A 23,414-nucleotide genomic window follows, 5' to 3' on the forward strand; every position below is an offset into this window, starting at 1 on the left:
CGCTGCTTTGATTTTTACGCAAGAAACGCTCCGTCTCTTGCGAACTTAGGCAGACTTTGAATTGATAAATGTAAATTTATCAGCGTCAAAGACCTCAGGCGAGGGGAGTTTTATGCTTCTTTCTTAATATTTCAGCCTGCGTAGACGCGGTGGTGTGATTTGTTCATCCTCCGCGTGTGATTTCAGAGATGAATTCACGAATTGGGAGTGTGCTTGTATCAGGCACATAAATCACCGTTAGGAGGTTTTACAATGGCTCTTCTTATTGAAGGCAAAAAACAGATCGTAGCTGAAGTAAGTGAAATTGCTTCTACTGCATTTGCCGCTGTTGTTGCTGACTACCAAGGTTTAACAGTTGAGCAATTAACTGCTCTTCGTGTTGAAGCTCGTAAACTAGGTGTTAAAACACGTATCGTGCGTAACACTCTGGCTAAACGTGCTCTTCAAGATACTCAATTCAATATCTTGAACGACAGCCTTGTTGGCCCAACAATCTTAGCTTTCTCGACTTCTGAAGACGACATGGGTGCAGCTGCACGCTTGTTCGAAGAATTCGCAAAAACTAACAAAGCATTCGAACTTAAAGCTGCTGCATTTGATGGCAAAGTTTACGAAGGTGCTGAAGTTAGCGTAATCGCGAACCTTCCGAACCAAGAAAAAGCGCTTACTATGCTTGCAAACGTTCTTCAAGCTCCTATTTCGAAATTGGGTCGCCTTATTACTGCGCTCAAAGAGAAAAACGAGTCAGAAGCTGCATAAGCTTAAATTTATTTCCACACCATTCAATTTCCATTTGGAGTTATTCTCATGGCTTTAACTAACGAAGAAATCCTAAACGCAGTTGCAGAAAAAACTGTTCTTGAACTTGTTGAACTAATCTCTGCTTTCGAAGAGAAATTCAACGTATCTGCTGCTGCTGTTGCTGTTGCTGCTGCTCCTGGCGCTGCTGCTGCTGCTGAAGAACAATCAGAATTCAACGTTGAGTTGACTTCTTTCGGTGCTAACAAAGTTGCTGTAATTAAAGCAGTTCGTGAAGCTACTGGTCTTGGCTTGAAAGAAGCTAAAGACATGGTTGAGGGCGCACCTACAGTTCTTAAAGAAGGCGTTTCTAAAGAAGAAGGCGAAGAGCTTAAGAAAAAACTTGAAGAAGCTGGTGCTACAGTTACTCTTAAGTAATTTCTTAAAGGAGCCGGTTTTTTATAATCGGCTCCAAAAATTGGCTGATGGCTCTTGGGTCATCAGCCTTTTTGCGTTACAATAATCGGCTCGATTTTTGTTTGCATGATATAAAATTCATACAAATTAAAAATAAACATAATGAACAAACGCTTACCAATATTTTTCATTAAAAAAATATTGTTAAGCGTTTTAATACCACTAAAAATTGCAGCATTTGTAAAGAGTGGTGGCCATATCGGCCAGCGTAATTCCTTCTGAGCCCGTTCTGCAGGCGGGCTTGGTTTACACTTTCCGAGGACTCCAGATGGCATACTCATATACCGAAAAGAAACGGATCCGTAAGAATTTTGGTAAATTGCCTAGCGTCATGGATGCTCCGTACCTGCTCGCGATTCAAGTCGACTCGTACAGAACATTCTTACAAGATGGCAAATCACCAAAAAACCGCGAAGATATCGGTCTCCAAGCCGCATTTCGTTCAGTTTTTCCTATTGAAAGTTATTCTGGCAATGCTGCTTTAGAATTCGTTGAGTATAGTCTTGGTAAGCCTGAGTTTGATGTACGCGAATGTATCCTTCGTGGCTCAACTTATGCAGCACCAATGCGCGTAAAAATTCGTTTGATCCTGAAAGATCGCGAAACTAAATCAATCAAAGACGTACGTGAACAAGAAGTCTACATGGGCGAAATGCCGCTTATGACAGACAACGGTACTTTCGTGATTAACGGTACCGAGCGTGTAATCGTATCGCAATTGCACCGTTCACCGGGCGTATTCTTTGACCACGATAAAGGCAAGACTCACTCAAGCGGTAAAGTCCTTTATTCAGCTCGTATCATTCCTTACCGTGGTTCATGGTTAGACTTTGAATTCGATGCTAAAGACCTGGTCTACGTACGTATTGACCGTCGTCGTAAATTGCTTGCGACTGTGGTGCTTCGTGCGTTGGGTTATGCCAATGAACAAATTCTCGACATGTTCTACGAGAAAGTACCTGTGTATCTGGACATGGGGAGCTATCAGATTGACCTTGTTCCAGAGCGCCTGCGCGGCGAAATGGCACAGTTCGACATTGCTGACAAAGACGGCAAAGTCATTGTTGAACAAGGTAAACGTATTAACGCACGTCATGTACGTCAAATGGAAGCATCTGGTCTTGAGAAGCTTTCTGTTCCTGATGAGTACCTGTACGAACGTATCACTGCTGAAGACATTCCACTGAAAGATGGTGAGGTGATTGCAGCCAATACTGTTCTGAGCCATGAAATCATGGTGAAAATTGCAGAAGGCGGCGTGAAACAGTTCAATATCCTGTTTACTAACGATATCGACCGTGGTCCGTTTATTGCGGATACATTACGTGCTGATACCACAGTAAGCCGTGATGAAGCGCTTGTAGAAATCTACAAAGTCATGCGTCCAGGTGAGCCACCAACAAAAGAAGCTGCTGAGAACCTGTTCAATAACCTGTTCTTCTCTTCTGAGCGTTATGATCTGTCTCCAGTCGGCCGTATGAAGTTCAACCGTCGTTTGGGTCGTCCTTACGAAGTGGGTACTGACCAGAAGTCACGCGAAGTTGAAGGCATTCTCTCGAACGAAGATATCACTGATGTATTAAAAACATTAGTAGAAATCCGTAACGGTAAGGGTGAAGTCGACGATATCGACCACTTGGGTAACCGTCGTGTTCGTTCTGTGGGTGAAATGACCGAGAATCAATTCCGTGTAGGTCTGGTTCGTGTAGAGCGTGCGGTTAAAGAACGTCTGTCTCAAGCCGAAACTGATAACCTGTCTCCGCAAGACCTGATCAATGCGAAGCCAGTGGCTGCTGCAATCAAAGAATTCTTTGGTTCAAGCCAGTTGTCTCAGTTCATGGACCAAAACAACCCGTTGTCTGAAATTACACACAAACGTCGTGTATCAGCACTGGGGCCTGGTGGTTTGACTCGTGAACGTGCGGGCTTCGAAGTACGTGACGTCCATCAAACTCACTACGGTCGTGTATGTCCAATTGAGACTCCTGAGGGTCCAAACATTGGTTTGATCAACTCGCTGTCTGTTTATGCGAAATGTAACAACTTCGGTTTCCTAGAAACTCCATACCGTAAAGTGGTTGATGGTCGCGTAACTGATGACGTTGAATACTTATCTGCGATTGAAGAAGTAGGTACTGTGATTGCACAGGCCGACTCTGCAGTAGATAAAGATGGCAACCTGTCTGAAGAATTCGTTTCTGTACGTCACCAAGGTGAATTCGTACGTATGCCTCCTGAAAAAGTGACGCATATGGACGTATCTGCTCAGCAGGTTGTATCTGTAGCAGCATCACTAATTCCGTTCCTTGAGCACGATGACGCCAACCGTGCATTGATGGGTTCGAACATGCAACGTCAGGCTGTTCCTACGTTAATTGCTGATAAACCACTGGTTGGTACCGGTATGGAAGCGAACGTAGCACATGACTCTGGTGTATGTGTAATCGCGAAACGTGGTGGTCGTATTGAATTTGTTGACGCTTCGCGTGTTGTAATTCGTGTCAACGAAGACGAAATGGTTGCAGGCGAAGCAGGTGTAGATATCTATAACCTGATCAAATACACACGTTCTAACCAGAACACTTGTATCAACCAGAAAGTTCTTGTGAACCTGGGCGATAAAGTAGGTCGTGGTGACGTTCTGGCTGACGGTCCATCAACTGATGGCGGTGAGCTTGCGCTTGGTCAAAACATGCGTGTAGCGTTCATGACCTGGAATGGTTACAACTACGAAGACTCGATCTTATTATCTGAGCGTGTTCTTCAAGAAGACCGTTTAACGTCTATTCACATCCAGGAACTTTCATGTGTGGCACGTGATACCAAATTGGGTGCTGAAGAAATTACTGCCGATATTCCGAACGTGGGTGAAGCAGCGCTTTCTAAACTGGACGAGTCAGGTATCGTTTACATCGGTGCTGAAGTGACTGCGGGTGACATCCTGGTAGGTAAAGTAACGCCTAAAGGTGAAACTCAGTTAACTCCTGAAGAAAAACTGCTTCGTGCAATCTTCGGTGAAAAAGCGGCTGACGTAAAAGATTCTTCTTTACGTGTTCCATCGGGTACTAAAGGTACTGTGATCGACGTTCAAGTGTTTACACGTGACGGTCTTGAGAAAGACGAACGTGCTCAAGCAATTGAAAAAGCTCAGCTTGATGCTTACCGTAAAGACTTGAAAGAAGAATACAAAATCTTCGAAGAAGCAGCACGTGAACGTATTGTACGTCTGTTGAAAGGTCAGGAATCTAACGGTGGCGGTACCACTAAACGCGGTGACAAACTGTCTGAAGAATTGTTATCTGGTTTAGAGCTTGTTGATCTGCTTGATATCCAACCAAGTGATGAAGCAATTGCTGAACGTTTAACTCAAATTCAAGTGTTCCTGAAAGAGAAGAGTCTTGAAATTGATGAGAAATTTGCTGAGAAAAAACGCAAACTTTCTACAGGTGACGAACTGACAACTGGCGTATTGAAAGTTGTTAAGGTTTACCTGGCAGTTAAACGTCGTATCCAGCCTGGTGATAAGATGGCGGGTCGTCACGGGAACAAGGGTGTAGTTTCTAACATCCTGCCTGTTGAGGACATGCCGCATGATGCCAATGGTGTGCCAGTAGATATCGTACTGAACCCGCTCGGTGTACCATCACGTATGAACGTGGGTCAGATTCTGGAAACTCACTTGGGTATGGCTGCTAAAGGTCTTGGCGATCAAATCGACAAGATGCTGAAAGAACAGCGTACAGTTCTTGAACTGCGTGATTTCTTAGACAAGATTTATAATAAGGTTGGCGGTCAGCAAGAAGATCTTGACAGCCTGACTGATGAAGAAATCTTGAAACTGTCTGGTAACCTGCGTAAAGGTGTTCCTTTGGCAACTCCAGTATTTGACGGTGCTGAAGAAGGTCAGATCAAAGAATTACTTGAGCTTGCTGGCTTGTCACGTACGGGTCAAACTGTATTGTACGATGGCCGTACTGGTGAACGTTTCGATCGTCCTGTAACTGTAGGTTACATGTACATGCTGAAATTGAACCACTTGGTTGACGACAAGATGCATGCGCGTTCTACTGGTTCTTACTCTCTAGTAACGCAACAGCCGCTGGGTGGTAAAGCACAATTCGGTGGTCAGCGTTTCGGTGAGATGGAAGTCTGGGCACTGGAAGCATACGGTGCAGCATATACGCTTCAAGAAATGCTTACTGTGAAGTCGGATGACGTTGAAGGCCGTACCCGTATCTATAAGAACATTGTAGATGGTAACCATTATATGGACCCAGGTATGCCTGAATCGTTCAACGTATTGACCAAAGAGATCCGTTCTTTAGGTATCAACATTGAACTGAAAAATGGTGACTAATTAATCCCCCCGGCCCCCTTTTTCAAAGGGGGAGTTCCTTTCTTTAGTAAAGAGGGGTTAGGGGAGATTCCAAATTTCAGTTAAAAAACAATATTTGTGACCCAGTCGGGAAGTGAAAATCTCCCCGACACACGGAGAAAAAAATTGAAAGACTTGCTCGATATCATGCGCAAAAAGACGGATTCCGACGGTCATGCTCCAGTAGAGTTTGATCGCATCCGTATTGGTCTTGCGTCACCAGAAATGATTAAGTCGTGGTCTCATGGTGAAGTTAAAAAGCCAGAAACCATTAACTACCGTACGTTCAAACCAGAACGTGACGGTTTATTCTGTGCCAAAATCTTTGGTCCAGTAAAAGATTACGAATGCTTGTGTGGTAAATACAAGCGTATGAAATACAAAGGCGTCATTTGTGAAAAATGTGGCGTTGAAGTAACAACTGCAAAAGTTCGTCGTGAGCGTATGGGTCACATCGAGCTTGCGTCTCCAGTTGCGCACATCTGGTTCCTGAAATCACTGCCTAGCCGTATCGGTCTTTTATTAGACATGACGCTACGTGATATCGAACGCGTATTGTATTTCGAATCTTATGTTGTCACTGACCCAGGTATGACTCCATTTGAGAAATACCAACTTCTTAACGATGAAGAATATTTCAATGCGTTAGAAGAACACGGTGACGAATTCACCGCGAAAATGGGTGCAGAAGCAGTTCAAGACTTGCTTAAAGATATCGATCTTGAAGCTGAAATTGCGCGTCTACGTGAAGAAATTCCAAATACAACTTCAGAAACTAAGCTTAAAAAAGCCTCTAAGCGTCTGAAATTGATGGAAGCATTTAACGATTCGAACAACAAGCCAGAATGGATGGTGATGAACGTACTTCCAGTACTTCCACCAGATCTTCGTCCGCTTGTACCACTTGAAGGTGGTCGTTTCGCGACTTCTGACCTGAACGACCTTTACCGTCGTGTGATCAACCGTAACAACCGTTTAAAACGTCTTCTTGATCTTGCGGCTCCAGACATCATCGTACGTAACGAAAAACGTATGTTGCAGGAATCTGTAGATGCATTGCTGGATAACGGTCGTCGTGGTCGTGCGATTACTGGTTCTAACAAACGTCCGCTTAAATCTTTGGCAGATATGATCAAAGGTAAACAAGGTCGTTTCCGTCAAAACTTATTGGGTAAACGTGTCGATTACTCTGGTCGTTCGGTAATTACCGTAGGTCCAAGCCTGCGTTTACACCAATGTGGTCTTCCTAAGAAAATGGCGCTTGAACTGTTCAAGCCATTCATCTTTGCGAAACTGCAAGCATCTGGTCAGGCTACAACCATTAAAGCTGCGAAGAAAATGGTTGAGCGTGAAACTCCAGAAGTTTGGGACGTTCTAGCATCAGTCATTCGTCAGCATCCAGTGATGTTGAACCGTGCGCCGACGCTTCACCGTCTAGGTCTTCAAGCATTTGAACCTATCCTGATTGAAGGTAAAGCGATCCGTCTTCACCCACTCGTATGTGCTGCGTTCAACGCCGACTTCGATGGTGACCAAATGGCGGTACACGTACCATTAACACTTGAAGCTCAGTTAGAAGCTCGTGCGTTAATGATGTCGACCAACAACATTCTGTCTCCAGCGAACGGTGAGCCAATCATCGTACCGTCTCAGGACGTTGTCTTGGGTCTTTACTACATCACTCGTGATGCGGTAAATGCTAAAGGTGAAGGCATGGTGTTCGCGGATACTGACGAAGTAAACCGTGCGCTTGCGACTGGTCAGGTGGATATGCACGCTCGCGTGAAAGCACGTGTACACCAAACCGTGATCAACGAAAACGGCGAACGTGAACAGCAAACGATTATCGTAGATACGACTCCTGGTCGCTGTCTGCTTTGGGAAGTTGTGCCTGAAGGTATGGACTTCCAGCAAATTAACGTTGAGATGACCAAAAAGAACATCTCTAAGTTAATCAACTCTTGCTACCGTAAACTGGGTCTGAAAGACACTGTTATCTTCGCTGACCAATTGATGTACCTTGGCTTCCGTCAAGCGACTCGTTCTGGTGTTTCTGTTGGTATGGAAGACATGGTCATTCCACCACAAAAACAAGCGATTATCGGGAAAGCAGAAGCTGAAGTTCGTGAAATCGAACAACAGTTCGAACAAGGTTTCGTAACTGCTGGCGAACGTTATAACAAAGTGGTCGATATCTGGGCGCGTACTAACGACCAGGTAGCGAAAGCGATGATGGACAACTTGTCATTCACAACTGTTAAGAACAAACAGGGTGAAGACGAGAAACAGAAATCATTCAACAGCATCTACATGATGTCTGACTCTGGTGCCCGTGGTTCCGCAGCTCAGATTCGTCAGTTGGCTGGTATGCGTGGTCTGATGGCGAAACCGGATGGTTCGATCATTGAGACTCCAATTAAAGCAAACTTCCGTGAAGGTTTGACAGTACTTCAGTACTTCATTTCAACACACGGTGCGCGTAAAGGTTTGGCCGATACAGCACTGAAAACAGCGAACTCTGGTTACCTGACTCGTCGTCTGGTAGACGTTGCGCAAGACTTGGTCATCACTGAGCCGGATTGTGGTACGTTGTCTGGTCTTGTCATGACTCCGTTCATTCAAGGCGGTGACGTGATCGAGAACCTGGGTACTCGAGTACTAGGTCGTGTAGTAGCTGAAGATGTGAAACGTGCGGGTACTGAAGAAGTTATTCTGCCGCGTAACACATTGATCGACGAAAAACTTGCAAACTACCTGGAAGAGCAAGGTGTCGACGAAGTTAAAGTACGTTCAGTGGTATCTTGTGAATCTACTTTCGGTGTTTGTGCGAAATGTTACGGTCGTGACCTTGCACGCGGTCACTTGGTAAACCCAGGTGAATCTGTAGGTGTTATGGCTGCTCAGTCGATTGGTGAGCCGGGTACACAGTTAACCATGCGTACCTTCCACGTCGGTGGTGCTGCGAGCCGAACTTCTGCTGCAAACAGCGTACAAGTTCGTAATAAAGGTACTGTACGTTTCCACAACGTGAAAACTGTACAACATGCCAAAGGTCACTTGGTATCAACTTCACGTTCAGGTGAAATCGGTATTGCAGATGACTTAGGTCGTGAACGTGAACGTTACAAACTGCCATACGGTGCGTCTATCTTGCTGAAAGATGGCGAAGCTGTAGAAGCAGGCGGTATCGTAGCGACTTGGGATCCGCATACACATCCACTGGTTACAGAAGTTGCCGGTAAAGTTCGCTTCAGCCAAATCGCTGATGGTGTAACTGCAACATCGAAAACTGATGATGCAACTGGTATGACCACTGTTGAAATCTTGCCTGTAACAGCACGTCCTGCTTCTGGTAAAGATTTACGTCCAGCTGTTGTGCTTGACACAGTAGATGGCGGCGAACAGTTCTACTTCTTGCCACAAAACACCATTCTTTCTGTCCGTGATGGCGAAACTATTGGTGTGGGTGACGTAATTGGTCGTGTACCACAAGAATCTTCACGTACTCGTGATATTACCGGTGGTCTGCCACGTGTTGCTGACTTGTTCGAAGCACGTAAACCGAAAGAACACGCAATCCTTGCAGAAGTATCAGGTGTTGTAAGCTTCGGTAAAGAGACTAAAGGTAAAAACCGTCTAGTCATTACTCCGGATGATGGTTCTGAGATCTACGAAGAACTGATTCCGAAATGGCGTACCATTAACGTGTTCGAAGGTGAACATGTGAACCGTGGTGAAACCATTTCTGATGGTCCACAGAACCCGCATGACATCTTACGTCTGAAAGGTGAAGTGGCGTTGACCAACTACATCGTGAACGAAGTTCAGGACGTTTACCGTCTGCAAGGTGTAAAAATCAACGACAAGCATATTGAAGTGATCGTACGTCAGATGCTGCGTAAAGTGGACATCACTGACGGTGGCGATACAAGCTTCATTAAAGGTGAACAAGTGGATTACATCCGTGTGATGCAAGAGAACCAAGCTGTTCTTGCGCAGAACAAGTTCCCTGCGAAGTTTGAACGTCAATTAATGGGTATTACCAAAGCCTCGCTTTCTACTGACTCGTTCATCTCTGCTGCATCGTTCCAGGAAACCACTCGTGTGTTAACTGAAGCGGCTGTAACAGGTAAAGAAGATGATCTACGCGGTCTGAAAGAAAACGTAGTTGTAGGTCGTCTGATCCCAGCGGGTACAGGTCTGGCTTACCACTTAGAGCGTCGTCGTCAAGAAGCAGAAGCTGCAGAATTTGAACTGCACAATGACTTCTCTGATGTAGATCAAGCATTGAGCCAAGCATTCAGCGATGAATTTAACGGTCTGTAATTAGCCGCTAAATCATTTTAAAAAGCCACCTTCGGGTGGCTTTTCTATTTCCTAAAATTATTCATATTTATATTGCTAGAAAAGGTCAAATGATCTGGAAGTTACTTGTTCTAAATATAGATAAATCATTAATAAAACATGATCTTTCATGCGCTCTTTACAAAATAAATCATGAGGGTTTCAAGATTTAACATCTTGTTATGAATCGCTCCTTAAAATCAGGTTAATCTTAAGTCAAAGCACGAAGGAAGGCCAAGATCATGAAAAAGTTAATGAGCGTAATGGCTGTTGCAACTATCTCTACTTTTATGTTGGCAGGCTGTGAAAATATGTCTGCTAAAGATCAGCGTATTGGCGCAGCTGCGCTTGGTGGTGCAGTGGGTGGTGGTGTAGGTAACAGAGTGGGTGGTGGTGTTGGTGCAGCAGTTGGCGGTGGTGCCGGTGCAGCAGTCGGCAGTAAAGCTCAAGGCGGTTCAAACCGTAATGCGACCTATAGCGGTGTCGGTGGTGCTGTAGGTTCTGCTGTGGGTAAAAGCATCTTTGGCGGTACAGGTGGTGCTGCAATTGGTGGTGCCATCGGTGGTGGTGCTGGTGCAGCGATCGAACAGAATAACCGTCGTCGTTAATCGACAGAACTATCCTCCAGATAGATTTAAAAGCGCCTCAATGGCGCTTTTAGTTTATTCAATTTCGTTATTTAGCTTCTCGAGGCTCGAGGTTTGCCTTTACTCTGTTTAAGGCGGATATAAACGGTCTTTTGTACCTCAGCGATACGCACACCGGAATCATCATAAATATTGAGCTGATACTGGCGATAAACCGGCCTATGGTCAGCTGCCAGTTCTTTCACTGTTTGCACTTCCTGCCTAGAAATCCGGATGTCCGCATAGACCGTTCCACGTCCTGGCGCTAGAAACTGAATGGTAGAGCTTTTATCCCAGACAATGTATTTCGAGCCCAGATGGTGCATCAGTAATAACATATAAAAAGGGTCGACCATGGAATACAGGCTACCACCAAAATGTACTCCGACAATATTCTGATTCTTGCGAGTCAGTGGCATTTTCACGCGAACGTGATAATTGGCAAAGTCCATTTCATCAATGACAATGCCTGCTCCACGATAGGGGGCATAGCGATTCAGGATAAATTTGGATAACAAAGGCAGTTGCTGAATTTTTCGTAATAGGCTCATGCGGATATTCTTTTTTCTGGTCTTGTATGCATACTAGAACAACAAAAATAAGCTGGCATTGATAAATCGTGCCTATTTCAACAATAAAAGAGTCAATCAGCGAATAAGGATGCATCTATGCAAAGACATAGCCAGTGGGTAGATACCAGCGATCATCAACGTCTCTATGTGAAAACCTGGGGCGAGCCTGAGCGACCGGCTTTGGTGCTGGTTCATGGTTATCCTGACCATCAGGATGTTTGGGAAGCGGTGATTTCTCACCTCGTTCAGGATTATTTTGTGGTGACCTATGATGTGCGCGGAGCAGGAGACTCCAGCGTTCCCAAAAAAATTAAGGACTATCGTTTGGAACGTCTGTGTACAGATTTAGAGCAAGTGGTTGATCAGGTCCTGCCGGGACGAGCTTTCCACCTCGCGGCTCATGACTGGGGTTCAATCCAGGCTTGGGAAGCAGCCACCGAACCTAAATTTAAAGGTCGGATTTTGTCTTTTAGCACCATGTCAGGCCCATGTCTGGATCATGCTGCTTTCTGGATGCGTGAACAGTTTAAACAGCATAAGGCCAAGTTTTTTAAACAGATGACTAGGTCCTGGTATATCGCGGTATTCCAGTTGCCTTTTATAGCGCCTACAGCATGGAATTTCTTTAATGCAGAACGTTGGGGCAAAATGATCAGTCAGCTGGAACAGCAGGAAAATCTGCCGCTAAACCAGAATATTGTGAAAGACGGCAAATATGGCGTCAATCTGTATCGGGCCAACTTTTTGCCGCGTTTATCTCGGCCTAGACAGCGTTTTGCGGTCTGTCCGGTACAGGCAATTGTGCTCAAGAAGGACCAGTTTGTTGGCCCGGATCTGATTGATGAAATGCCAAAATGGGTAGAAGATTTTTCCCGGGTAGAACTGAATGCCAATCACTGGGCAATTTTGAGCCAACCGGAACAGGTGGCTCATCTGATTCATAATTTTATTCAGCAAAAATTAACAGCGGCCACTTGATACGGAGATTGGGAATGTGACTCGGCAAGGGATAAGTGGAAGAATTTTTATCCGGATTTTCTGATAAAATAGCCGTTTTCTCTCATTCCCAATTCATTATGTTCGCAATTCTTGCTGCTATTGGAGTCATGTTTGGACTCTCATTGGCACGTGTACCTGTGGTTTTTGCCCTGGTCATTGGTGCTGTTACGGGTGGTTTGCTGGCAGGTCTTGGCCTCCAGGGAACTTTAGACGCATTTAACAATGGTTTGGGTGGTGGCGCTAAAATTGCCTTGGCTTATGGCATCCTGGGTGCCTTTGCTTTGGCCTTGGCACGTTCCGGTCTGCCTGACTTGCTGGCCTATAAAATGATTACTACCTTAAAAGGTGAGGCATCAGAAAAGGCACAGAACAAGGTTAAATATCTGATCTTCTGTACCGTGGCATTGGCTGCCGTTTTTTCGCAAAACGTGATTCCGGTACACATCGCCTTTATTCCGGTTCTGATTCCACCGTTATTGCTAGTATTTAACCATCTGAAGCTGGATCGCCGTTTGGTGGCCTGTCTGCTGACCTTTGGTTTGGTGGGAACATATATGCTGGTTCCAGTCGGTTTTGGTGCCATCTTCCTGAACGATATTTTGGGCCATAACATCAATACTTTTGGTAAGCCCTATGGCTTTGAGATTACTTATGACCAGATTCCCGCTGCGATGGCGATTCCGGTCTCAGGTATGTTCGTGGGTTTGCTGGTGGCCATGTTTATCAGCTACCGTAAGCCGCGTCTGTATAGAGATATCCATGTGGAACAGCAGCAAAGTATCTCTGCTGAACTGGGTGTAGAACAAAAATCAGCAAAGCCACAAATTGCTAAATTTACTATCTGGATGGCAGCGGTTGCTGTCTTTGCAACCCTTGCAGTACAGCTCTATTCAGATTCGATGATTCTTGCCGGTCTGGTCGGTGTAGCAATCTTAAGCTGTGCCGGAATCTTTAAATGGAAAGAAGCAGACGATGTGATCATTACCGGTATGCGTATGATGGCCCTGGTTGGTTTTATTATGATTGCCGCGCAAGGTTTTGCTGCCGTAATTGAAGCGACTAATCAGGTACCAGCCTTAGTCGAAGCTTCGGTGAACTGGATTGGCGATAGCCAGGCACTGGCTGCTTTCCTGATGTTGTTGATTGGTCTGTTAATTACATTAGGGATCGGTTCATCATTCTCGACTGTTCCAATTCTGGCGATTATTTATGTACCGCTCTGTATTCAATTTGGTTTTAGTCCTGCGGCAACTATTGCGATCATCGGGACTGCGGCTGCTTTGGGCGATGCCGGTTCTCCAGCATCAGATTCAACCCTAGGCCCAACATCCGGTCTGAATATGGATGGTCAGCATGACCATATGAAGGATAGTGTGGTTCCAACCTTCATTCATTTTAATATTCCACTTATGATTTTTGGATGGATTGCAGCCATGGTTCTGTAAGTCAATTTTAATCTGCTCTGATATAAGTCGGAGCAGATTTTCCTAGATTTAAAATAAATTATAAGATGTATTTAAAATATATATTTAAATATAAAATTAATATAAACCTGATTATTTTACTCTGAATATTGTTATATTAACCTGATTAATTTGCTGGGTATTTAAAACCAACCAATATAGTCAATTTAAAATAAATATTTAATAATTACATATACTTAAATAATAAATAAAATTTAGTTTTATAATCTCTATTGCATATTAATTTAAGTCATGTTTATTATTAATTAAGAAATATTTTCTTAATAATTATTCTTCCCTTGGGGTATTTTAAAATGTTAAAGCAAATAGCTCTAATTGCATTAATGGGTCTTTCAGCATCTGCGATGGCAGGTCAATGGCAAATGAAAGTGGGGGCTTCTGTATTAGCACCTACTCAGGAAACTGACCTGATTCCTGGTGTAGTTGAAGATGCTAAAGCAAGTAGCGAACTCAATTTTACTCCTTCAGTCGAATATTTCTTCAATGACAACATTTCAGCCGAATTATTATTGGCTACCCCATTTAAACATGATGTTGAGATGGCGGGTGATGTGAAAATTGCATCATTAAAACATCTACCACCAACAATCACAGCCAAATATAATTTTAAAAATTCAAGCCGCTTTACTCCATATATCGGTGTAGGTGCTACAGTATTCATTCCATGGGATGAGGAATTTAGCCAAACTGCAAAAGACGCATTAGGCGTAGCAAAGCTTGATGCAGATGTTGCTTATGGGGTAGCTGGTCAAGTCGGTTTTAACTTCCAGCCAGCGGATGCAAAAAACTGGGGTGTATTTGTTGATGCACGTTATGCAGACTTAGATACAGATCTGGAAGCAAAGACTGCTGATGGTACAAAAATTAATTTAGGTGAATTTGGGATCGATCCTTGGGTGTATACGATCGGTTATAGTTATAAATTCTAAGTTCCAATTTTTTGGTTCACTTTTTCCAAAAGCCTCATGCTGAATGGGGCTTTTTTCAAAATAACAACGATTTATAACGTATTGAAATTGAGCAGATTGGCAATACTCAAATATATTAAAACGAATAAAGTAAATATTAATTGAATACGACTTAATAATAAGGAAGATCAAAGCATGAGTTTTTTGTCGAAGAGTCTTTTGATCTTCAGCACGCTGTTTATTTCACAGAGTTATGCTGCCAGTTTTAATTGTCAGAAAGCGACAACCGCGACTGAGAAAACAATTTGTGAACATCGTTTGCTGAATGATGCGGATGTCAAAATGAGTACCAGCTATAACATCTTGCGCCGTATGGTGCCGATGGGAACACGTTCGGTGATTCAACGCGATCAGGTGAAATGGCTGCAGTTTCGTGACCGCTGTCAGGAATCTGTATCCTGCTTGAGTCAGGTTTATAACATGCGTCAGCAGCAGCTGGATCTGCATTTTGATCGTATCTATAAAATGGGGCCTTATTAAGTCTTGTCCATCCCATCAATTAAACTGATAAAAATGAAAACCATAAAAATATTTTTTGCGAAAAAATTATTTTGAGGCTATTGAAAATTATTGAACTCACTCCATTCATATAGGCAGCAGTTAACATCTGTATCTAAAATAATAGGAGTGATTCATGAGCGATTTGAGCGTACAAAAACACAGTTTCCAGGCTGAGGTAGCACAGTTACTGCACCTCGTGACCCATTCGCTTTATTCAAATCCTGAAATTTTCCTGCGTGAATTAATTTCTAATGCTTCAGATGCGTGTGACAAATTACGTTTTGAAGGCATTAATCATCCTGAGTATTATGAAAATGATCCTGACCTCCGCGTTCGTGTCAGCCTCGATCCAGAAAATAAAACTATTACCATCTCAGATAACGGGATCGGTTTAAGCCAGCAAGAAGCCATTGAAAATCTGGGGACGATTGCCAAATCAGGGACCAAAGATTTTATGTCAAAACTGACGGGTGATCAGAAAGCTGATGCGCAGCTGATTGGCCAGTTTGGTGTCGGTTTCTACTCAGGCTTTATTGTGGCTGATAAGATTACTGTAGAATCACGTCGTGCCGGTACGGATACCTCAGAAGGGGTTCGCTGGATCAGTGGCGGTACTGGTGAATTCGAAGTTGAACAGATCACTAAAGAAGGTCGTGGTACCGATATTATCCTACATCTGCGTGAAGATGCGCTGGATTATCTGCAAAGCTATAAAGTCAAACAGATCATCAATAAATATTCAGATCACATCAGCCTGCCTATCCAGATGCAAAAAGAAGTCTGGCAGGAAGAAGAAGCTGCTGAAGGTGAAACACCAAAAGGCGGTCAATATGTGAAGACCGATGAGTGGGAAGCGATTAACTCAGCCAGCGCACTGTGGACTCGGAATAAATCTGAGATTACTGAAGAGCAATATACCGAATTCTATAAGAACCTGACTCATGATTTTGCTGCACCATTGGCTTGGGCGCATAACCGTGTTGAAGGTAGTACTGAATATACCCAACTGCTTTATATCCCAAGCAAGGCGCCACAGGATATTTTCACCCGTGAAGCCAAAGCCGGCATCAAGCTGTATGTGAAACGTGTCTTCATTATGGATGATGCGGATAACCTGATTCCAAACTATCTGCGCTTTGTACAGGGTGTGGTGGACAGTGCCGATCTTCCATTAAACGTGAGCCGTGAATTGCTACAGGAAAGCCGTGATGTGAAAACCATCCGTGAAGGCAATACCCGCCGTATTCTGACCACTTTGGATAATCTGGCAAAATCTGAAGATGAAAAAGATCAGGAAAACTTCAAAACTTTCTACCGCGAATTTGGTGCGGTACTGAAAGAAGGTTTGGGTGAAGATTTCGGTAATCGCGAACGTATCTTGAAACTGCTGCGCTATGCAACTTCAACGAATGATGAAGTAAGCACTTCATTGGCGGACTATAAAGCACGCATGAAAGAAGGCCAGAAAGCGATTTACTACATTACTGCTGAAAGCCTGAATGCTGCGAAAAACTCACCGCAACTGGAAGTGTTCAAGAAAAAAGGCATTGAAGTATTGCTGATGTCAGAGCGTGTTGATGAATGGGCAATGAACTTTGTGCATGAGTTTGATGGTACGCCATTGCAAAATGTTTCTAAGGGTGCAGTCGATCTAGGTGATCTGCAAGATGCAGAAGAGAAGAAAGCACTTGAAGCTGCTGCTGAACAGTTCAAACCTGTGGTTGAAAAGCTGACAGATTCTTTGAAAGATAAAACTAAAGAAGTACGTGTAACGACTCGTCTGGTTGATTCACCAGCCTGTCTGGTCACAGGGGAAGGGGAGCTTTCTCCACAACTGATCCGTATGTTGAAAGATGCAGGTCAGCCTGTACCGGATGTGAAGCCGATTCTGGAGATCAACCCGGAACATCCACTGGTGAAAAAACTAGAAGGTTCTACCCAGTTTGATGATCTGGCCAATGTGATCTTTGATCAGGCGATGATTGCAGAAGGTGGTCTACCAGAAAATCCGGCTGAGTATGTAAAACGTATTAATAGTCTATTATTGGGTTAATTTTTTATACTTCAAAAATCCCTCTACGGAGGGATTTTTTATGTTCTGAATCCAGTGTTTAAAACTTCAATTTTTCCTTAATGATTTAAAAAAGCGATAGCTAGAATAAAAAAATACCTTTAAGTTTTAAATCTATAAAATAGATAATAATTAAAATATTAATTTATAATAACGATTATTAAGTTAAGAGAATTCTCCCATGAAAAAATCACTGATGATGAGTCTGAGTACAATCATTCTAATGTCAATGAGCGCAGCCACAATGGCTAATACTGAGTCCAAAAAAGTGACTCGCAGTGATCGTATTAGTTTTCACGCACCAATGAAAAAAGAAGCACCAAAAGTAAAACGAATTCAGCGTACAGACCGCGCAGTATGGAATATGCCACAGATGGAACAACCTTCTTTGTAGCAAAAACGTGTGATTCGTAGTGATCGTATTGTTTTTACAACGGTTGAGCACCGCCAATAAAAACTCATTGGATTCAGACATTAAAAAGCCCATATTTTATGGGCTTTTATAGTTTCGGATTTGTTCAAATTTAGAAAATGGCCTCAAGACGTACCATCGCACCCAGATAATGGCTGCGGTCCAGTCGGTCATCATTCAGATAGTTCAGGTCGCCTTGCACAAAGAACCATTCACGTAAGAAAGGCTGTCTCCAGGACACATAAGGTCCCCAGCGATTTAAGCGTAAATCTTTATCATCCAGATAGCCGCCCGTATAGATACCATAGTTAAAGCGGTTGCCTTGGAAAAATTGATGCTGTCTGAAGGTATAGTTATCCCAAGTCAGATCGTCTTCCTGCTCATCTGCATAGGTCAAACTTAACTGATTGGAAAAAAAAGCCTCATTGGGACGAGCATGGATCAGTTCCAGGTTGGTCCGCAAATAATTTTCACTCTGCAATCCATAGCGATAAATCTGTTCGGCATGAAAAGAGAAGTCATTCTGCATCGCCCAGTCTTTACTGATTTTGGCCCGTACATAGATATCATCCCCAGAACGTACCCCCAGATCCAGATCGCTATCGAAAGGTAGACCTTTCGAAAATTCTGACCAGCGGAGTGCAAACGAGCTGTTGTTCTCGCGGGTACGGCGAATATCCAGATTTTTATCCCGGGCATTGCCAGGATTTTCATTGGTAATCGCGACATTAGTGTCCAGTTCGTTATCCAGACTGTCATCACCAAAGACCAGACTTAACTTTTGTTCCAAGGTTGGAAGCTTGATTTTTCCTCGAATCCTCGGCTTGATTTCATAGTTTTCATATTTGTCCCAGCTATTATCCAAGATAATTCGCAAAGTCGCAGTTGCTGGCTCATCCGGGTTGGTCTGGCCAAACCAGTTATCAATCTTATATGCGGTGCGGTCTACCCATTCACGGATTCTTTTCTGCTTTTTGTCAGCCCAAGATTTATCTTCTGTTTCCTCAGTAGTGGGCACCATCGCTTCGTCTGACTGTTCAGGTAAAATCGTGGGCGTGGCATCGATCAAGCGTGGAATCTGATCTAAAATACCTGTACCTGTACCTGTACCTGTACCTGTACCTGTACCTGTACCTGTACCTGTAGGCTGTTCTGTTTCTATAGGTTCTGTAGGAGATACTTCTGCCCAAACTGGGCTACTACTTAATCCCACGCCAAATGATAGCAATAAGATTCGAGTAATTTGGTTTATTCGCATGAGTTGATTCTTGCTCTTATCGTATTTTATTTACTGCGCTAGTTTTCTAAAAAATAAGGAAAAAAAGCAAGGATAAACTACATAACTACATCAATTATTTAATGATTTGTGCCTGAATTGCCATATAAAGATCTAAAACCTGTACCGGCTGTGACAATCCTAAAACAATTTGATGAATTTTTTGCCAATTCAAATCCTTATCACGCTTGAATATTAAATAAGGATAAGCGATTTCCTGATTGGATAATGCCAGGCGGCTTTCCCCATGAATCACCCGAATTTTCTGATGTTCCTGTAGTAATAAAATTGGAGTGGAAAAATCAGCGGGTGCTTCCTCAAAATTGATAAATTTCTTTTGATGAATACGCCGAGCCGGAATATAGGCATAGCTTTCCTCAGGCATCCAGACCGTTTCGGCGTGTTGCAGATACATTTCACTGAAAAGGTCTATCTGATCAAGGCAGGCACCTAAAGCTGCCCATGATATGGATTTTATCTCTATACAACGCCATCCACGCTGTATGCCCCAGTGCTGGATACATGAATTGGCCTGCAAGAGACTCGGTGCACCCAAGAGCATCAGATATTTCAAACCTTGCCCTTGCTGATCGGTCTGCATGGCAAGATAAACAGGACGTGCCTGCCAGTGGTCTTCCTCAGCATAATATAGCGCCATTTCCAGATCAGCCGGTTGGGAGGTAGCCGGTTGCACTTCTAGGACGCAGAGACGCCGTATAGTCGCTCCAGCATGTTCTAATGGATGCAGCAGGGCAGAGAATTCACCTAGCTCTATAGATTCAGGGAAAGTAATATTTTCATCTATTATCAAAATAGAGGATGAACTATCCGTATTGTCTATTTCTATAGGCAGTTCAGCTGTTTTGGCTTCTTCTGTTTCGCTAGTTGCTCTGTCTAAATCAGGTTTAATTGTTTCAGATAGTTGAGGTACAGTGATCTTGGTCTGAATCTGCAAACTGCCCTGATGATAACGCGCGATTTCCAGGGTAAGCGTATCGAATTCGGCATCCTGAACAAGATAAAGCCGGAATATCCAGTTGGGGATCGAGAGGAAAATATGCGCCTTGTTGCTGTTGCTACAAAAGCCAGTTGTGGGAATTTACTAATTCATCCCATTCACTATGTAAAAAATCAGATTGCTTTACAGGACCCAGCCAGATTTGCCAGCCTTGTTGTGGCTGATGCAAAAAGGCCCAGCCTGTTTCTCTATGCATAGTCAGTGCCTGTTGCAGCTGGACAGGATCCTTAAAATAACCGCGATAACGATGATGAAACTCGGTGCTCGCTGCAAACTGATGTGCTGCCAGCTCAGGCTGAACACGGGATTTAAAACTTAAAATCTGATTTTTAAAAACAGGTTCATCACAGAGATGAAAAATATCCTGAAGTCTTTTTTTGGTTCGGGCAGCTTCATATAAACTAAGGGATTTATGTTCTAATTGCTGCCCCAATTCATTTAATTCTTTAATTAATTTTGCTTTTTCTAAAGCATTCATTTTAGCTCTCTAGATATATTTGAGTGCTTTATCCAGTGACTTGGCCATGATCATGTTGACTGCAAGTTCTACCAGTTTGTATTCGGTAGAGTTGGGATCTGGATAACGCTCAGCCATTTCAATCAAAAAATCCACAGAAATTGCCTGCGGAGAAATTTTTCCCTGTATTAATGCTTGAAGCTGGTTCATAACAAGAAAGTCTGAAATCCATAAAAGATCAGGTTCTGATTATAAGCATCTGATTGACAAAATGCTTGATTATTTTGAGTATTTTTTAAGCGAATTTGGCAGTTGTTCTTGAATAAAAAGTGAACGAAATCAAAATAAAATAAAAAATAATGAGGTTTTTAATGCTCTTTAAATAGAAGAACAAGTTAAATTTTCGAAGCCCTGAAATAAAAACAGGCTGAATAATTCAGCCTGCTGGGAGATTTTGCTTAAAGACTTAAGCCGCTTTTTCAGTTTCTGCAGTTGCAGTATCTGTTGCTACAGTTTCAACTGGTGCTTTGCTTACAGGGAAATCTGGAAGATAAACCACTTGAGCCATTTGTGCTGAAGCTTGTAGAGAAAAAGCCATCACAGTTGCTGCGCATAAAAATTTAACAGTTTTCATAACATGACCTTTTGATATCTGGGTGTTCAAGAGTTTGAACAAGAAAAAAGTTAGTCCTAAATCACGTGAAAAATAATATCAAATGGCAATTAATAAAAAATGATCAAATCGGCAAGAAAAGCAACTAAATTTAGATAAAATACTCTATAAAACAATATCTTAGAGTATTTGCTCTAGACGGTTTTAGGTTGTTTTTTATACATTTTTTAGATGTTTTAGAAGTTTTTAAGTAAATATTTATTTGTTGATTATTTAAAACTAGAGATCTAGATTTAAATTTTTTTAAAGCAGTAAGGGTAGATTAGTATTTGTTCATTCCCTGTAAGTTTTTGCTATCGCTTGTTTGCTAAGAGCTGTAGAGAAATTTAAATCAACTAAGATGAATGTTTCTATCTTCACAGAGTGAGTGTTAAATCATGGCAATTGCAAAAGTGGTAGAAGTCAATTCAAGCAGTAGTAAAAGCTTTGAGGATGCAATTCAGACTGGCATCGCGAAAGTCACAGAGACGATTAAAAATGTTCAAGGTGCTTGGATCAATGAACAGAAAGTTGTGATTAATGACAATAAAATTACCGAATATCGTGTCAATCTAAAGATTAGGGTCTGTTGACATTTACTGTTCATAATTAAACCTATAAAGGTAGCCATAAAAATATACAGGCTAAGGCAACAGCACTTTGATAATTTCTTTTGAGCTTGTCATATCGAGTAGCTATTCCTCTAAATTGCTTTAATCTACAAAACATATTTTCAACTAAATGCCTGATTTTATATAAATACCAGTCCATATGATCATTGTTCGATTGGCTATTTATTTTCTTTGGTATATTCGATTTTGTCCCTGTTTTTCTGATCTGTTCACGCAGTGGTTCTGAATCATAGCCTTTATCTGCGCAGACCACTTTTGTCTCTTTTAAGTCTAATGTTGATATTAAATCAGGTGCAACTTTGACGTCATGTGTGGTTCCATCGGTAATCATGAAATCAACAGGATTGCCATTTGCATCAACAATCAAATGTATTTTTGAGGAGTTTCCTCCTACACTTTTAGAAATGGATTGATTCGCTATACCGGCAGAATGTTGATGAGCACGTACGTGAGAGCCATCAATAAAAATCCACTCCATATCTGGGCATGAGGCTAGTAATTTGAATAATCTAAGTAACTTACCACTGCTTGACCAACGATTAAAACGTTTGAAAATAGAGTTTGATTGACCGAAATAGGAAGGAATATCTCGCCACGGACAGCCTGTTCTAATTCTATAGAGAATAGCTTCAATAAAATTACGTAAGTTTGAGTTGTGATGAATAGATAAATTACGCAAAATAGTTTTCAACTTTTGCCAGTGTTGATCTGTCAGCATGGTACGAGGCATAGCGAATAGTAAAATTGGGTTTGGCGATTTGATTTTACTACTTCGCTATTTTTTAAGCTAAAAGTGTCAACACACCCTAGTTTTCTGGTTGAATAGTTCACATCATTCATAAAAAATCCCCATCTTGAATGGGGATTTTTTGATTTGATTTAATTTTTATTCAGGCTTTGCCGGAACATCACAAGCATCTGTAGAACACTGATTAGCTGTTGGCTGTTCCTGTGGCTCCTCTAAAGCTTTTTCAAGAACTTGCAAGAAAACTTCCTTCGGCTGAGCACCTGCCAAAGCAATGCGTTGATCAAATACAAAGAACGGAACACCGGTAACTTTGAGCTGGTTACGCGCCACTTCCTGGTCAAATTTAACAAAGTCCGCAAATTCATCCGAGTCGAGTAAATCATCTACTTCAACCGGGTTCAGGCCAATACGCGCTGCGACATCTTCCAGCGTTTCACGTTCACCAATTGGCAGGCCTTGCGTCATATAGCTGTAGAAAAAGGCTTCCTGAGCTTCATTGCCTAGACCTTTGCTTTGTGCCAAGTGAATGATGCGATGCGCATTCAAGGTATTGCCAGAATTGGCACCTTCCCAGTTAAATTCAATGCCTTCCTGTTTAGCCATGGCTGCAATATTGCGCTGCATGTCTTCAACTTCTGGCACTGAGCGGCCATATTTTTGTGCCAAACGCTCAGAGTTAGAAACTTCCTGACGGACTGGTGCTTCAGGATCTAGCTGAAAACTATGCCAATGGACTTCAAGTTCAATCCCACTTTCCTTTGCAGCAGCTTCTAAACGTTTTTTACCAATATAGCAGAAGGGGCAAACCACATCTGACCAAATATCTACGCGCATGTCATGTCTCTAATTTTGCTCTTATGTTCAAGTATGAGGGTGAAGAATCAGAATTTAAAGCCCTGGATCGTCAGAAGTGTATTTCTACGGCGGATCAGCAGGTTAATAAAAGAAGAAAGAGCAGGTGATAGCCAGATGAGTCCGTCAAAAGAATCTGGTTCCCGCTACTCAAAAAAATATAAAAATGCCATAAAAAAACGCCCCGTAGGGCGTTTTGTGAATGCAGTCAA

General features: G+C 42.7%; 21 protein-coding genes. 12 read left to right on the plus strand and 9 right to left on the minus strand.

Annotated elements, in window-relative coordinates:
• Positions 1-252 precede the first annotated feature (252 nt).
• Entirely contained in the window at positions 253-759 is a 507-nt protein-coding gene (gene rplJ / locus FOC32_RS05845; RefSeq protein ID WP_004781671.1) for a 50S ribosomal protein L10, read from the plus strand.
• Positions 760-807: 48 nt separating this feature from the next.
• On the plus strand, positions 808-1,176 hold the full coding sequence (gene rplL, locus FOC32_RS05850; RefSeq protein WP_004781672.1) for a 50S ribosomal protein L7/L12: 369 nt from the start codon (positions 808-810) through the stop codon (positions 1,174-1,176).
• A gap of 62 nt (positions 1,177-1,238) precedes the next feature.
• Here rplL and FOC32_RS05855 read toward each other — a convergent pair whose 3' ends face one another.
• The gene (locus FOC32_RS05855; RefSeq protein WP_034170979.1) at positions 1,239-1,490 is read right to left on the minus strand and encodes a hypothetical protein; all 252 of its coding nucleotides are present in this window, start codon (positions 1,488-1,490) and stop codon (positions 1,239-1,241) included.
• On the opposite strand from FOC32_RS05855, the gene rpoB reads away from it, so the two are divergent.
• The 3 genes from rpoB to FOC32_RS05870 all read left to right on the plus strand — a co-directional run bounded on the left by rpoB (position 1,484) and on the right by FOC32_RS05870 (position 10,542).
• Entirely contained in the window at positions 1,484-5,572 is a 4,089-nt protein-coding gene (gene rpoB / locus FOC32_RS05860) for a DNA-directed RNA polymerase subunit beta (protein WP_175966618.1), read from the plus strand. The genes FOC32_RS05855 and rpoB overlap by 7 nt on opposite strands.
• Positions 5,573-5,716: 144 nt before the next feature.
• The gene (rpoC, locus tag FOC32_RS05865; protein WP_004781676.1) at positions 5,717-9,916 is read left to right on the plus strand and encodes a DNA-directed RNA polymerase subunit beta'; all 4,200 of its coding nucleotides are present in this window, start codon (positions 5,717-5,719) and stop codon (positions 9,914-9,916) included.
• 260 nt (positions 9,917-10,176) lie between these two features.
• Positions 10,177-10,542 carry a DNA transfer protein p32 gene (locus tag FOC32_RS05870; protein ID WP_034170980.1) on the plus strand — a complete coding sequence of 122 codons (366 nt, stop codon included), beginning with the start codon at positions 10,177-10,179 and terminating at the stop codon, positions 10,540-10,542.
• 71 nt (positions 10,543-10,613) lie between these two features.
• On the opposite strand, the gene FOC32_RS05875 is transcribed toward FOC32_RS05870, so the two are convergent.
• Complete coding sequence (locus tag FOC32_RS05875; protein WP_175966620.1) at positions 10,614-11,111, minus strand: DUF4442 domain-containing protein; 498 nt, start codon at positions 11,109-11,111, stop codon at positions 10,614-10,616.
• A 117-nt stretch (positions 11,112-11,228) separates the two neighbouring features.
• On the opposite strand from FOC32_RS05875, the gene FOC32_RS05880 reads away from it, so the two are divergent.
• From FOC32_RS05880 to FOC32_RS05905, 6 genes are all read left to right on the plus strand, one after another.
• Positions 11,229-12,110, plus strand: a complete 882-nt coding sequence (locus FOC32_RS05880) for an alpha/beta fold hydrolase (RefSeq protein ID WP_175966621.1) — start codon at positions 11,229-11,231, stop codon at positions 12,108-12,110.
• Between the two features lie 98 nt (positions 12,111-12,208).
• Positions 12,209-13,576 carry a Na+/H+ antiporter family protein gene (locus FOC32_RS05885; RefSeq protein ID WP_004781683.1) on the plus strand — a complete coding sequence of 456 codons (1,368 nt, stop codon included), beginning with the start codon at positions 12,209-12,211 and terminating at the stop codon, positions 13,574-13,576.
• 332 nt (positions 13,577-13,908) lie between these two features.
• Positions 13,909-14,544, plus strand: coding sequence for an OmpW/AlkL family protein (locus FOC32_RS05890; protein ID WP_175966623.1), 636 nt, complete (start codon positions 13,909-13,911; stop codon positions 14,542-14,544).
• Positions 14,545-14,718: 174 nt separating this feature from the next.
• Positions 14,719-15,063 carry a lysozyme inhibitor LprI family protein gene (locus FOC32_RS05895; protein ID WP_034170983.1) on the plus strand — a complete coding sequence of 115 codons (345 nt, stop codon included), beginning with the start codon at positions 14,719-14,721 and terminating at the stop codon, positions 15,061-15,063.
• Positions 15,064-15,217: 154 nt separating this feature from the next.
• Entirely contained in the window at positions 15,218-17,137 is a 1,920-nt protein-coding gene (gene htpG, locus FOC32_RS05900; protein ID WP_175966625.1) for a molecular chaperone HtpG, read from the plus strand.
• Between the two features lie 262 nt (positions 17,138-17,399).
• On the plus strand, positions 17,400-17,549 hold the full coding sequence (locus FOC32_RS05905; protein ID WP_228761282.1) for a hypothetical protein: 150 nt from the start codon (positions 17,400-17,402) through the stop codon (positions 17,547-17,549).
• Between the two features lie 130 nt (positions 17,550-17,679).
• Here FOC32_RS05905 and FOC32_RS05910 read toward each other — a convergent pair whose 3' ends face one another.
• The 5 genes from FOC32_RS05910 to FOC32_RS05925 all read right to left on the minus strand — a co-directional run bounded on the left by FOC32_RS05910 (position 17,680) and on the right by FOC32_RS05925 (position 20,952).
• Positions 17,680-18,825, minus strand: coding sequence for a hypothetical protein (locus FOC32_RS05910; RefSeq protein WP_004781692.1), 1,146 nt, complete (start codon positions 18,823-18,825; stop codon positions 17,680-17,682).
• A gap of 94 nt (positions 18,826-18,919) precedes the next feature.
• Positions 18,920-19,798 carry a hypothetical protein gene (locus FOC32_RS17005; protein ID WP_228761283.1) on the minus strand — a complete coding sequence of 293 codons (879 nt, stop codon included), beginning with the start codon at positions 19,796-19,798 and terminating at the stop codon, positions 18,920-18,922.
• Positions 19,799-19,919: 121 nt separating this feature from the next.
• The gene (locus tag FOC32_RS17010; RefSeq protein WP_228761284.1) at positions 19,920-20,339 is read right to left on the minus strand and encodes a hypothetical protein; all 420 of its coding nucleotides are present in this window, start codon (positions 20,337-20,339) and stop codon (positions 19,920-19,922) included.
• A 9-nt stretch (positions 20,340-20,348) separates the two neighbouring features.
• Entirely contained in the window at positions 20,349-20,528 is a 180-nt protein-coding gene (locus tag FOC32_RS05920) for a hypothetical protein (protein WP_004781696.1), read from the minus strand.
• Positions 20,529-20,784: 256 nt separating this feature from the next.
• Positions 20,785-20,952, minus strand: a complete 168-nt coding sequence (locus FOC32_RS05925) for a hypothetical protein (RefSeq protein ID WP_004781698.1) — start codon at positions 20,950-20,952, stop codon at positions 20,785-20,787.
• A 416-nt stretch (positions 20,953-21,368) separates the two neighbouring features.
• Here FOC32_RS05925 and FOC32_RS05930 point away from each other — a divergent pair, with 416 nt between their 5' ends.
• The gene (locus FOC32_RS05930) at positions 21,369-21,563 is read left to right on the plus strand and encodes a dodecin family protein (protein ID WP_004781699.1); all 195 of its coding nucleotides are present in this window, start codon (positions 21,369-21,371) and stop codon (positions 21,561-21,563) included.
• Between the two features lie 22 nt (positions 21,564-21,585).
• Here the strand turns inward: FOC32_RS05930 and FOC32_RS05935 are convergent, their stop codons facing one another.
• Together FOC32_RS05935 and FOC32_RS05940 are read right to left on the minus strand one after the other, a co-directional pair.
• Positions 21,586-22,332, minus strand: a complete 747-nt coding sequence (locus tag FOC32_RS05935) for an IS5 family transposase (RefSeq protein WP_004781701.1) — start codon at positions 22,330-22,332, stop codon at positions 21,586-21,588.
• A 156-nt stretch (positions 22,333-22,488) separates the two neighbouring features.
• Entirely contained in the window at positions 22,489-23,184 is a 696-nt protein-coding gene (locus FOC32_RS05940; RefSeq protein ID WP_004781702.1) for a DsbA family oxidoreductase, read from the minus strand.
• Positions 23,185-23,414 lie beyond the last annotated feature (230 nt).

Origin of the sequence: Acinetobacter sp. FDAARGOS_724 (assembly GCF_013364475.1) — a bacterium.
GTDB lineage: Bacteria > Pseudomonadota > Gammaproteobacteria > Pseudomonadales > Moraxellaceae > Acinetobacter > Acinetobacter variabilis.